Below are 11,105 nucleotides of genomic sequence, written 5' to 3'. Positions count from 1 at the left end.
CCTAGAATTCATTGTAAATAAATGTACTTGTGTTTGTATCATGGAATCCATACAACCAAAGTAATGCAAATAAAATTGCAAGGTAATAAACCGTCTTTGCAACCCATTGTGTGAGTGGTTGAGACCATATCTCTTTTAATCTTTCCATGTCTTTCCCTCGCTTAATGAAATAATAGCTCTTTGTAGGTATCATGTCCTACATTATTGTGAAAAAAACAAAATCCCACATTTTAGGTAAAAATAAGTCAAAAGGCTCTTTTCTGATATTAGCACTAAATACTAAAAAAGAAAATCCCTAACTTAGCAATTATATTACATTCAGCATGAATTTGTAATGGGTTTGACATGTAAATAGAAAGTGGATTGTGTGAATACATAAAAGTGGACTATAAGAATACGTGAAAATATAATATTTGTTTTTTATTAATCGGTAGAGACTGAGCAAACTTTAAATTACTAGATCTTTTTAAAAGGAGGAAATTATCATGAATAGAGTGTGGAAGAGTCTTATTTCAGAAGAAAATATTATGGAATGGAGACGGCATTTCCATAAGTATCCGGAATTATCGTTTCATGAAAAAGAAACTTCGCAATTTATATATGATACATTATGCTCATTTTCTTCTTTTGAAGTAACGAGACCAACGAAGTACAGTGTACTAGCAATTAAAAGAGGAACGGAACAAGGGAAAGTAGTTGCGATTCGAGCGGATATAGATGCTTTACCAATTCAAGAGGAGACAAGGAAATCTTATGCGTCTGTGAATAAAGGGATGATGCATGCATGTGGGCATGATGCTCATGCAGCTATTTTGTTAAGTACAGCAGAAGCGCTATCAAATATGAAGGAAGATTTTGCAGGCGAAATCCGTCTGTTCTTTCAACACGCAGAGGAAGTGTATCCCGGTGGCGGACAAGAAATGGTGGAGGCCGGTGTTATGGACGGCGTCGATTATGTAATAGGTTTGCATGTTATGTCTGGATTAGAAAGTGGGAAGGTAGGAATTGTATATGGCCCTATGATGGCAGCACCAGACGTATTTACAATTGAAATTTTAGGAAAGGGTGGTCATGCGGCACGACCAGAAGAAACGATAGATCCTATTGCTATCGGAGCACAAATTATTACAAATTTACAACATATCGTATCAAGAAATACAAGTGCTTTTATGCACAGAGTAGTGTCAGTTACACAATTTCATGGGGGGATGGCCGATAATATCATTCCAAACAAAGCATCTTTAATGGGAACTGTTCGATCTTTTAATCAAACATTAAGAGAGGAAGCAAAAGAGAAAATTGAGCAAATTGTGAAAGGAATTACAGAAGCGCATGGAGGGGATTATACATATACGTATCGTTACGGATATGATCCAGTTGTTAATAATGAGTACATTACGAAACTAGTAGAAAAAAGTGCGATAAAATTGTTCGGAAATCAGCGTATTGTGCATCTTGAACCTTCTATGGGAGGAGAAGATTTTTCAGCGTATTTAAGAAAAGCACCTGGTTGTTTCATTAAATTAGGAACAGGGAATAAAAATATTGATACTTGTTATCCACATCATCATCCGAAATTTGATGTAGATGAATCAGCTTTAATTTATGGAGTAGAATTATTTTTAGAAACAACGATAAGGTTACTAAAATCATAGAAAAGTATAAAAAAAGGCAACTGCGCTCTATCGCAGTTGCTTTTATTTCTTCCGTCAGAGAGGGCTGAGAAAGAACTATGCTCATTTATAGTATATGAATAGCTAACGGACAAGCTTGTACATTTTAACTATTTTTTTAAAAATAGTTATTGACTTTGATAATCAATTTCAATTAATCTAATGGTATAATTGAAATTGATAATTATTATCAACGAAGCAGATGAGGAACCTTAATGAGAAAAACATTTCACCTTTTACGAAGGGGATTAAAAAATAAAGATGTTGATAAGCATATTGAATGGCAACGAAATATAATTCGTTCTGAATATGTAGATGAGAAGAGTACACTTCCAACAGAAAAAGAGATACAAGGTAAAAGGAGAGGTTCAGTTGAGTAAGTTAGTAATGATTTTTGCAAGTATGAGTGGAAATACGGAGGAAATGGCTGATCATATTGCGGGTGCAATTCGTGAAACAGAAAGTGAAATTGAAGTTATTGATATTATGGATTCACCAGAAGCTTCTATATTAGAGCAATATGACGGTATTATTTTAGGCGCTTATACTTGGGGTGATGGTGATCTTCCGGATGATTTTTTAGATTTTTATGACGCAATGGATTCTATTGATTTAACTGGGAAAAAAGCGGCAGTATTCGGGTCATGTGATTCAGGTTATCCAAAATACGGGGTAGCGGTTGATATTTTAATAGGAAAGCTGCAGGAGCGCGGGGCAGCAGTTGTGTTAGAAGGATTGAAAGTAGAATTAACGCCAGAAGATGAAGATGTAGAAAAATGTTTACAGTTTGGAGCTGAATTTGTAAAACACCTTTCTTAATGGCAGAAGGGAGATGAAGAGCAATTGCATGAAAAAATCGCAATCAAAACGATGACAGATTACCATTTGTATGATTTTATGCGTTGTCCACACAAATTTTATTTTCGTCATATAAAAAGAAGAGAACCATCTTCATTTGAATGGCAACAAATAGCACAAATGATTGTAAATCAAATTATTAATGAATATTACACGGTACCTGCCGGGCAACAAACAAAAATTTTTCTTTTAATACTTTTAGAAAAGTATTGGAAAAAAGTAAGGGTTAATATGTTTGCTTCAAAGGCGGAGTATTATATTGTTTTAGCGAAGCTAACTGATCACTTATTACAGTTTGTTGAAAGGGATGATAGTCAGACGCCGCCGTTATTTTTATATGAGAAGTTTCAAACATATATGGAAGAGTTAGGTGTTCATATTTCAATGACATTTGAAGTTGGTGAGTGGAGTACAGAATCATTTACAATTAAAAAGTATGTTGTTGATGCAAATGAAGAAATGCTAGCTCTTTGTCAGAAGTTAATGACTGTGTTTAGTTATAAAGCTTTCGGTATTCTTCCAGGGAAAATTGAAGTTATTAATTTAATAGAAGGAACTAAGTATGAGTACATTCCGAAACAGGAAGATATTATAACTGGAATGGATGATTTATTTAGAATGAAAGAAATGTTACAGCAACCTGAGCACTACACAGAGCGTCATTTTCGTTCTGAGTGCATGAGTTGTGCTTTTCGTGGTGAGTGCCAAGTGGAAGAGGAAAAAGAGGAAACGTTGCAGAAGAAAAATATCGTACATTAAAGGATGCAATTTTGCATCCTTTTTATTATTGACATGAAAAGCTTTTCATCATTTACGGTATATGAGTAGCAGATTTTAATAAGGGGAGGAATAATCAATGAAAGATGAAACAAAAGTATTTCAATGGTTAAAAGAACAGAATGCTCCTTTTGGAATTCAACTGCAAATTTTACAGGCGTTTCAATTGTATAAAGTTATTGTTGAAATGGATAAAAAGTTAATGATGTATGAAGAGAGAGAGTATAGGGAGAGAATTTAATCTCGTCCCTGTAATATTGCCTTCAATTGTTCTTTACTCTTGTTTAATTCTATTTCGTTATTTGTTTCAATGTTATAAATGAGGTTATGTAGTAAAGGGCTGTATTGATAAAAGGTAGTGATGCGGTGAATGAGTAATGGATCGCGGTGAGAAACAAGTGCACTGTAGTGTTTATATACAGATGTAGTAAACTCATGACCGAAATCATAATATAGCCCAGCAAAATCAAAAGCGGGATCGCCAATTTGAACATCTCCAAAATCGATAACACCTGAAATGGTTTTGTTCAGGTTGTTAAATAAAATGTGATGATGTGTAAAGTCAGCATGAATGATTGTATTTTGAAAGGTAGATTTAGCTATACAGGTAAAGAAATTTTCGAATAAACGATTTAAGGCTGATTTCTGTAATGAAGTAAGACTGTTAGTAAGATATTGATTTAATTTTGTGTGTAGTTCTTTCCAGTGGGTAAGTGTTTTTTCGATAGGGAATCCTAACGTTTCAACACGCTTTAAAGGAATGCCATGTAAAGCCGCAAGGAAAGTGGCTAATTGTGTAATAATTACTTCAAGTTCTTTTTTCTCTAACTGGGCAACTATTTCAGTTTTTAACGGTCTACCATGAATGAGAGGATAATAGCTACAAAATGGAACAGTATCACAATTATTCTTATACAATACGCGATACTTAGGGACTTCGATTCTTTGTAATGAATGAGAAAGAATGGTACACAGCTCCTTTTCTAACGGAATTCGCTTTGCATATTCAAGTTTTCTCGGAAAACGAAACAGTAGCTCGTCATTTATAATAACCGTTATATTATCCCAGCCCTCTTCATTTTGCGCATATGAATGTATAGAAAGACCGGGCAGAGCTTCTTTTATATATTGTTTGTAAGAGTCCATAATCGTTCCTCGTTTCTAAGTTAAAGGTAGGTTATTCCACTTCATGATATCAGAATTTTCTTTCTATATGTTAAAATATAACTATCATTATGGAGGAGGGTGGGGTGCATTACGAAGAAAAAAATAGTAATCATTTCTCTATGTATCGCTTTTGGATTGTTTTGGTCATATAAAGAGGAGGTTTTTGCCACCTTTAAACCGATAGATCGCTACGAGTTAAATAAGGAATTAAAGAACAAAAGTATAGAAACTTTAACTCATAAAGAAAAGAAAATGATAGGAGAACACTTTGTGACAGCGCAACTAGCAGTGTTTGAGTTTGATAATAAAGAAGATGTGAAGATAAAAAGCGAAGAGTTATTTGTAAATAAAGGGTATGAGCAATTAATGAAAAATTATTATCCAAATCGTTTTCGGAATTTAGAGTATAAATTTACAAACGAGGAGATACGTGAAGTGACAGATGAGAGTTTTTACTATCATGCTGTAGCGTACGTTGCTGGTACTGAAAATGGTAAGAGAAGTGAAATGAAATTAAATTATGACATGAAAATTGTAAAGGTTAATAATATATTTAGGGTGTTAGATCAAAAGCAGTACGTACAATGAAAAATCCCTCAAGGAGAAGAGGGATTTTAAAGATTTTCATTTTGTTGCCCAAGTTCTTTTTGAGCAATGTATAAATTTCCTTGCTCAACTTGTTTCAGTGTATGAACAGAATCTCCTGCATATCCTTTTTCTGTTTTAACAGTTCTTTTTGAACGATTTGAATCTTGTTTCTTCATATAATAGACCACCTTTCCTTAAAAATAGACGAAAATGATGAGCACGAGTAATACAGCTGCGAAAATGGTAATGCCCATTAAAAAAGAAGTATTTTTATATTTAGGTGGCTTATGTACATCTTGCCGATATCCAGGTGAAATTTCAGGGGCGAATTCTTCATCGAATGATTGTTTCTTTTGTTTTTCGTCCATATGTATCCACCTTTCTTTTTCATTATGTTACACGTTACAAGAAAAAATATGCATGAAGAAAACAGCCGCTATATCATTAGCGGCTGCTTTGCGTTGTATATTTTCTTTGTACTTGGAAGAGACGGATAAGCAGGAAGATTGCTCCAAATGCTAGACCGATAATAAGACCGATCCAATACCCTTTTGCTGCCCAGTCAGTATAAGTTGCTAACATGTAGCCAAGAGGTAGACCTATTACCCAATAAGCTATTAATGTCATAATTAAGGCAACATTTACGTCTTTATAACCACGAAGTGCTCCTTGTACTGGAGTTGCAATCGCATCTGAAATTTGAAATAAAATCGCGAATATAAGAAATTCTTTAGCTAAATGATGGACATTTGCATTTGTCGTATAAATAGAAGCAATTTCATCATCAAAGAAATAAAGAAGGATTGAATATAAAAGAGCGAAAGCAAGGGCTAATCCAATTCCGATAAATCCATATTGTTTCGCATTATTGTATCGTTTTGCTCCAACTTCAAATCCAACTGCTATCGTCATTGCCATTGCTAAACTTAAAGGAGTCATATATAACAAGGAAGCAAAGTTCATAGCTGCTTGATGTGCTGCTATTGTTGTCGTACTAAAATTACTCATCATAAGTGTTACCGCAGCGAAAATACTCGTCTCAAAAAAGATAGCAAATCCGATAGGAACACCAAGTTTCAGGAATTCCTTCCAGCTCGTAAAGGAAGGGCGGTATAACTGTTTAAAGATATTGAAAGAAGCGAAAGGCTCTTTCGTACGAATAATAATGACGGTAATAATTAAAATACACCAATATGTTGCTGCAGAAGCGATTGCCGCACCAACACCACCGAGTTTTGGAAAGCCAAAGTGACCAAAAATTAATAAGTAATTTAATACTACGTTAATTGGTAATGATAGTAATGTAATAATCATCGTTGTTCGAGTTTTTCCTAATGCATCAATAAATCCACGTAAAACGGTGTAAGTAAATAAAGGGATAATTCCAATCGCGATAATACTTAAAAATTGTGCTGCAATACGTTCCACAGGTTCTTCTAATTGCATGCCATTTAAAATAGGTGAAACAGCGAAGAATCCGATAAGGATAACAACGAAACTAGCACAAATTGCTAAATATACTGCTTGTATGACAATGTGGGGAACGTCCTCCTTTTTCTTTGATCCAACGAGCTGCGCAACAATAGGAGTAGTAGCCATTAAAATTCCTGTTAAGCCGGTACTAACGGGAAGCCATATACTTGTCCCGATAGCAACACCCGCTAAATCAATAGGACTCGCGTGCCCTGACATTGTCGTATCAAAAAAGCTCATCGCAAATAATGACATTTGCGTTACAAAAATCGGGAAAAAGAGTAATAAAAATTGCTTTAACTTTTGTGAGAATGAAGTAGTTTCTTTCATAAAATCCCCTTTCAACGTAAAAAACAAACTCTTATTATCATACAATTTAATCAAAAAATAGAAAAGAAATAAGCGTATACAACAAATGAAATCAATAAAAAAAAGATGCACTTTGAAAAGGGATAAGGTATTATGATAAGGTGTGAAAAAATTACATATTCGTTATTAAGGAGGCACTACTTGTGGCTGATTGGTTAATTGGATTAATCATGGGTGCTGTTGAAGGTTTAACAGAGTTTCTACCAGTTTCATCAACAGGACATATGATTTTAACAGGTCATTTACTTGGATTCGACGATGAGAGAGCGAAAGTTTTCGAAGTTGTTATTCAGTTGGGATCGATTTTAGCAGTTGTTGTTATATTTTGGAAACGTTTATGGTCATTAGTTGGAATAGGGAAAGTAACTGATGGACCATCTTTAAATTTATTACATATTATTATCGGGATGATTCCTGCCGGCATACTCGGCGTATTATTCCATAGTGCAATTAAAGAAGTTTTATTCGGTCCAGGACCGGTTGTTATTAGCTTAGTAGCTGGTGGTATTTTAATGATTGTTGCTGAGAAGTTTTCAAAACCAAGTACAGCAAGAACGTTAGATGAAATCACATATAAGCAAGCATTTACAATCGGAATGTTCCAATGTTTAGCACTTTGGCCAGGATTTTCTCGTTCGGGTTCTACAATAAGTGGTGGTTTATTAGCACGTGTTTCGCATACAGCGGCAGCGGAATATACATTTATTTTAGCGGTGCCAATGATGGTAGCTGCAAGTGCCTTAGATTTAATTAAAAGCTGGGATATATTAAGCGTAGCTGATATACCGTTATTTGCAACTGGATTTATTACAGCATTCGTTGTTGCGATGCTTGCAATTGTTTCATTCTTAAAATTATTAGGTCGTGTAAAACTAACACCGTTCGCTTATTACCGTTTCATTTTAGCTGCGGTATTCTATTTCTTCATTATGTAAGAATAAATTGTCAGCAATACCCTATAGAATAGACATTTGAAAAAAGTCTATTCTATAGGGTATTTTTTTATAGCGAGAGAAAAATAAAACTTTTACCTTCAATTACTTGTATTTCACCATGTGAAATATGCCATAATGATTTCGTTATAATAATTTTAAGGAAATCGATAGGGTATTTGAGAGGGGCAGTTTAGTGAGTTTTGCAATAGAAATAGTAATTCCAGCACCAATTGATGTTGTATTTGATTATGTAAATAATGACGAGAAAATAATGGAATGGAGTACCTTCATGGTAGAAAATAGGTATCCTCCAAACGTAGATGTAAACAATCCTCGTGAAGGTGATAAATATATATCCGTGCAAAAGATGGGGAAGAAAATATATGAGTTTGAGGCGGAAATTTTAGAGTGTGAAGCACCTTATATCGTATCAATTGGATGTGAAATGAATCAAGGCTATACAGCCGCAACTTATATGTTAGAAGAAGATGAAGAAGGTACATCACTTACCTTAATATTAGAATTTGAACCGAAGAATTTTTTATATAAGATTATGTATAAGTTGACTGGATGGATGACACGTGCAGTATATATGGGTGAAATGGAACGTTTAGCAGAGTGCGTAGATGTTGCATATTCTCAGAAAAAAGGATTGTAATTTTGTAAAATAAAAAACTGCCGAGTTCGGCAGTTTTTTTATTTTACTACTTTTTCAATCATGCTTTCCATTACATGTTCCCAAAGAGAAGTATCATCAGCTAATGTAGCACGGAAATTAGCGTACATTTCTTTTTGTTTTTCCTCGAATGTTGGATCTTCTTTTTCAGGCAATGTAGCACGCATGGAAGTTACTAATTCTTGTACTTTTGGAGCGCGTGGTCCAAAGACGGCTTGTTCATTTCCATCTTTATCAATGAAAATAAAGATTGGAATCGCACGTGCTGTTCCGTTTGTTAAGTATTGATCCATTAATTCTAAGTTTTCATCACGAATTAATAATCGCATATCGATATTTGCAACTTCAGAAATTCGTTTCATAACAGGTACGCATAAAAGAGCGTCACCACACCAATCAGCTGTTAATACGATAACGCGCCAGCCATCATTTTGGCGTTCTTCTAATACAGGAAGTAATTCATTTGGAATTAAAAAATTATTGTAAATGTGTAGTAGCTCGTATTGGTTTACTTTCATTTCATTCACATATGTATCAAAGGACATACCTTTATCAGCCCATTGTCGTAAGTTCATAAGTAACACCTCTTTAGTATGATTTGTTTTTATTGTACCAATTTTTATATAGAAAAGCTTGTATTCTTACTCTTTCTTATCACTTAATAATTTATTTAGTGTGAAAAGGAATAGTGCGACATATAATTCAGCTGTATTTGACATTTGTACGCTCTCTATCCAGTCGTCAGCGGTATGAATGACGAACCAATCTAACGTAATTTCAATAATGGAGAGAAGAGCAATCGAGAGCCAATTAGGCATACTTGTCATCATTGGATGTAGGAGTACTTTAAAGAAAATGAATATAAAATATGTAATACCATCTAAGAAAAGGATAAGTAAAAAAAAGAGTAGTAGAGATGTTCGTGATGAATATTCTATACCTGTGATTTGAAAGATTCCTACATATACAAAGAATATAAATGCAAAGAATATAATGAGAATAAGAATAACAAAACCAATAATAATAGTCTTATCTTTTAAACTGAGATTAGAAAAATTGTCTTCTTCACTCACTATTCCAACTCCTTTTTCTGGAAATTAACTTCATTGTAACATGAAATATATATTAAAAAAGTACGAATTATGGGAAAATAAGGTGACAAAAAGTAAGATTTCATGTAAAATTATTAATAAGGTTTTTATTTAACTAAATGAAATAAAAGGGGCTGTCAAAGTTGTCTCAAAATAGAGAGCAATTAATGGAAGAACTATCGACAAATGTTTTTTCTATGTTTCGCACGTTGCGTAATGATATTGGAAAAATATTTGGTGGTTACATACCGTGGAATGAGTTCATCGTCCTTAGAATATTGAACCGCACGAATAAAGAAATGGTATCACGTGTAGCTAATGAGTTAAATGTGTCGAATAGTCATATTACAGCCGTTACAGAAAAATTAATTAATAAAGGCTTTGTAACTCGTTCACGTTCTACATCAGATCGCCGAGTTGTATATTTAGAGATTACAGAACAAGGGAAAGAGTTAGTTGCGAAAATGGAAGGTGAGAAAAAGAAATATTTACAAGAAAGATTCTCCTCACTTTCAGAAGAAGAAATGAATGTAATGATATCTATTTCTAAAAAACTTATTTAAGTAGTTATAAACAAGAAAACGCTTACTTAATACAGAAGAAGACCTTCCTCATATATGGAAGGTCTTCTTCTGTGTGTAATAGATGATAAAAAATAAAATGTGTATGAAAAAAGATAGAGCGCCATACTACTAATAAAGGAAGGAGGGGGAAATATGACGAATCGTAATGGTAGTCAAGGAAGTGGAAATCAAGGTTCACCAAAATCAGGGCAATTCCAGCAGGAGTTTAGTGCTGAATTTGAAACAGGTAATGATAACAAAGGAAAAGAATATCGTTCGAAAAAAGGAAGCAAATCAAAAAAGGAGTGAATCATTTCACTCCTTTTTGATTTAAGATGCTGCAGATTGATCCGTATTATATTTTTCTTCTGATTTTGAAACAATCATTGCACAAATTGCATCGCCAGAAATATTGACCGCATTCTAGACATGTCTAGAATGCGGTCAATACCGATAATTAAAGCAATACCCTCTACTGGTAGATTTACTTGATTTAAAACCATCGTAAGCATTACTAGTCCAACACCTGGTACACCTGCAGTACCGATACTAGCTAGTACAGCAGTTAATACAACCATAGCTAATTGCTGAAATAAGCGAAGAGAGTTAAATTATGTATTTGGAAAATAAAATAGACCATCACATGATGGTCTATAGGGAAGGGGACAATTTATGTCAATTTAATTAGGGATGGAAAGCTGTTCAAGACACTGGGGAATGTCTTATAAATTAGGGAGGAACAGCTCCGATACATATACTATAAAAGATAGATGTGACCTAGATGTGAACATAGAGTGAAAGAGAGAGGGAGTTTTAAGTAAGAAGAAAGAGAGAATAAAAAAATAAGACCATCACATATAGGATGGTCAAGGGAAGGGGACAATTTATGTCAATTTAATTAGGGATGGAAGCTATTCAAAGACACTGGGGAATGT

The 11,105-nt window shown here is 34.0% G+C and carries 17 protein-coding genes and 1 pseudogene; 10 read left to right on the top strand and 8 right to left on the bottom strand.

All coding sequences use genetic code 11. The features are described from left to right. Nucleotide 1: 1 nt before the first annotated feature. A complete protein-coding gene (locus JTF23_RS15970) occupies nucleotides 2–148 on the bottom strand; it encodes a teichoic acid D-Ala incorporation-associated protein DltX (RefSeq protein ID WP_002011626.1) in 147 nt (48 codons plus the stop codon). A 337-nt stretch (nucleotides 149–485) separates the two neighbouring features. Between JTF23_RS15970 and JTF23_RS15965 the strand changes: the two genes are divergently transcribed. The 5 genes from JTF23_RS15965 (at nucleotide 486) to JTF23_RS15945 (ending at nucleotide 3,549) form a co-directional block, all read left to right on the top strand. After that, entirely contained in the window at nucleotides 486–1,655 is a 1,170-nt protein-coding gene (locus JTF23_RS15965) for an amidohydrolase (protein WP_204209147.1), read from the top strand. A gap of 233 nt (nucleotides 1,656–1,888) precedes the next feature. Further along, nucleotides 1,889–2,053 carry a hypothetical protein gene (locus tag JTF23_RS15960; RefSeq protein ID WP_002158699.1) on the top strand — a complete coding sequence of 55 codons (165 nt, stop codon included), beginning with the start codon at nucleotides 1,889–1,891 and terminating at the stop codon, nucleotides 2,051–2,053. After that, nucleotides 2,046–2,492: a flavodoxin gene (locus JTF23_RS15955; RefSeq protein WP_204209146.1), complete on the top strand. Its 447-nt coding sequence runs from the start codon at nucleotides 2,046–2,048 to the stop codon at nucleotides 2,490–2,492. The genes JTF23_RS15960 and JTF23_RS15955 overlap by 8 nt, the downstream gene beginning before the upstream one ends. Before the next feature lie 24 nt (nucleotides 2,493–2,516). Then, on the top strand, nucleotides 2,517–3,290 hold the full coding sequence (locus JTF23_RS15950) for a hypothetical protein (RefSeq protein WP_204209145.1): 774 nt from the start codon (nucleotides 2,517–2,519) through the stop codon (nucleotides 3,288–3,290). A 97-nt stretch (nucleotides 3,291–3,387) separates the two neighbouring features. Beyond that, nucleotides 3,388–3,549: a hypothetical protein gene (locus tag JTF23_RS15945; RefSeq protein WP_002149564.1), complete on the top strand. Its 162-nt coding sequence runs from the start codon at nucleotides 3,388–3,390 to the stop codon at nucleotides 3,547–3,549. Here the strand turns inward: JTF23_RS15945 and JTF23_RS15940 are convergent. Continuing rightward, on the bottom strand, nucleotides 3,546–4,454 hold the full coding sequence (locus JTF23_RS15940) for an aminoglycoside phosphotransferase family protein (RefSeq protein ID WP_204209144.1): 909 nt from the start codon (nucleotides 4,452–4,454) through the stop codon (nucleotides 3,546–3,548). The genes JTF23_RS15945 and JTF23_RS15940 overlap by 4 nt on opposite strands. 99 nt (nucleotides 4,455–4,553) lie before the next feature. Between JTF23_RS15940 and JTF23_RS15935 the strand changes: the two genes are divergently transcribed. Then, nucleotides 4,554–5,063 carry a biotin transporter BioY gene (locus tag JTF23_RS15935; RefSeq protein WP_204209143.1) on the top strand — a complete coding sequence of 170 codons (510 nt, stop codon included), beginning with the start codon at nucleotides 4,554–4,556 and terminating at the stop codon, nucleotides 5,061–5,063. Nucleotides 5,064–5,089: 26 nt separating this feature from the next. Here the strand turns inward: JTF23_RS15935 and JTF23_RS15930 are convergent, their stop codons facing one another. The 3 genes from JTF23_RS15930 to JTF23_RS15920 form a co-directional block, all read right to left on the bottom strand. After that, on the bottom strand, nucleotides 5,090–5,239 hold the full coding sequence (locus tag JTF23_RS15930; RefSeq protein ID WP_000743737.1) for a hypothetical protein: 150 nt from the start codon (nucleotides 5,237–5,239) through the stop codon (nucleotides 5,090–5,092). Nucleotides 5,240–5,257: 18 nt separating this feature from the next. Then, entirely contained in the window at nucleotides 5,258–5,431 is a 174-nt protein-coding gene (locus JTF23_RS15925) for a hypothetical protein (protein ID WP_000343684.1), read from the bottom strand. Nucleotides 5,432–5,507: 76 nt separating this feature from the next. Next, on the bottom strand, nucleotides 5,508–6,866 hold the full coding sequence (locus JTF23_RS15920) for an MATE family efflux transporter (protein ID WP_199659868.1): 1,359 nt from the start codon (nucleotides 6,864–6,866) through the stop codon (nucleotides 5,508–5,510). Nucleotides 6,867–7,048: 182 nt separating this feature from the next. Between JTF23_RS15920 and uppP the strand changes: the two genes are divergently transcribed. Both uppP and JTF23_RS15910 read left to right on the top strand, forming a co-directional pair. Beyond that, nucleotides 7,049–7,840, top strand: a complete 792-nt coding sequence (gene uppP / locus JTF23_RS15915; protein WP_002158692.1) for a bacitracin resistance undecaprenyl-diphosphatase — start codon at nucleotides 7,049–7,051, stop codon at nucleotides 7,838–7,840. A 193-nt stretch (nucleotides 7,841–8,033) separates the two neighbouring features. Then, on the top strand, nucleotides 8,034–8,498 hold the full coding sequence (locus tag JTF23_RS15910) for an SRPBCC family protein (RefSeq protein WP_204209142.1): 465 nt from the start codon (nucleotides 8,034–8,036) through the stop codon (nucleotides 8,496–8,498). Between the two features lie 38 nt (nucleotides 8,499–8,536). On the opposite strand, the gene JTF23_RS15905 is transcribed toward JTF23_RS15910, so the two are convergent. Then, complete coding sequence (locus tag JTF23_RS15905; RefSeq protein ID WP_204209211.1) at nucleotides 8,537–9,124, bottom strand: thioredoxin family protein; 588 nt, start codon at nucleotides 9,122–9,124, stop codon at nucleotides 8,537–8,539. 33 nt (nucleotides 9,125–9,157) lie between these two features. Then, nucleotides 9,158–9,589 carry a regulatory YrvL family protein gene (locus tag JTF23_RS15900; protein WP_204209141.1) on the bottom strand — a complete coding sequence of 144 codons (432 nt, stop codon included), beginning with the start codon at nucleotides 9,587–9,589 and terminating at the stop codon, nucleotides 9,158–9,160. A 161-nt stretch (nucleotides 9,590–9,750) separates the two neighbouring features. Between JTF23_RS15900 and JTF23_RS15895 the strand changes: the two genes are divergently transcribed. Both JTF23_RS15895 and JTF23_RS15890 read left to right on the top strand, forming a co-directional pair. Next, a complete protein-coding gene (locus JTF23_RS15895; RefSeq protein ID WP_002158687.1) occupies nucleotides 9,751–10,170 on the top strand; it encodes a MarR family winged helix-turn-helix transcriptional regulator in 420 nt (139 codons plus the stop codon). Between the two features lie 153 nt (nucleotides 10,171–10,323). Next, the gene (locus JTF23_RS15890) at nucleotides 10,324–10,479 is read left to right on the top strand and encodes a hypothetical protein (protein ID WP_002149538.1); all 156 of its coding nucleotides are present in this window, start codon (nucleotides 10,324–10,326) and stop codon (nucleotides 10,477–10,479) included. Nucleotides 10,480–10,500: 21 nt separating this feature from the next. Here the strand turns inward: JTF23_RS15890 and JTF23_RS15885 are convergent. After that, a pseudogene (locus JTF23_RS15885) lies at nucleotides 10,501–10,757 on the bottom strand (dicarboxylate/amino acid:cation symporter); the annotation flags it as partial. Between the last annotated feature and the right edge of the window lie 348 nt (nucleotides 10,758–11,105).

It is taken from the genome of Bacillus sp. RIT 809, from assembly GCF_016892495.1.
Lineage (GTDB): Bacteria > Bacillota > Bacilli > Bacillales > Bacillaceae_G > Bacillus_A > Bacillus_A cereus_U.
This window is presented reverse-complemented; position numbering and strand designations above follow the sequence as displayed.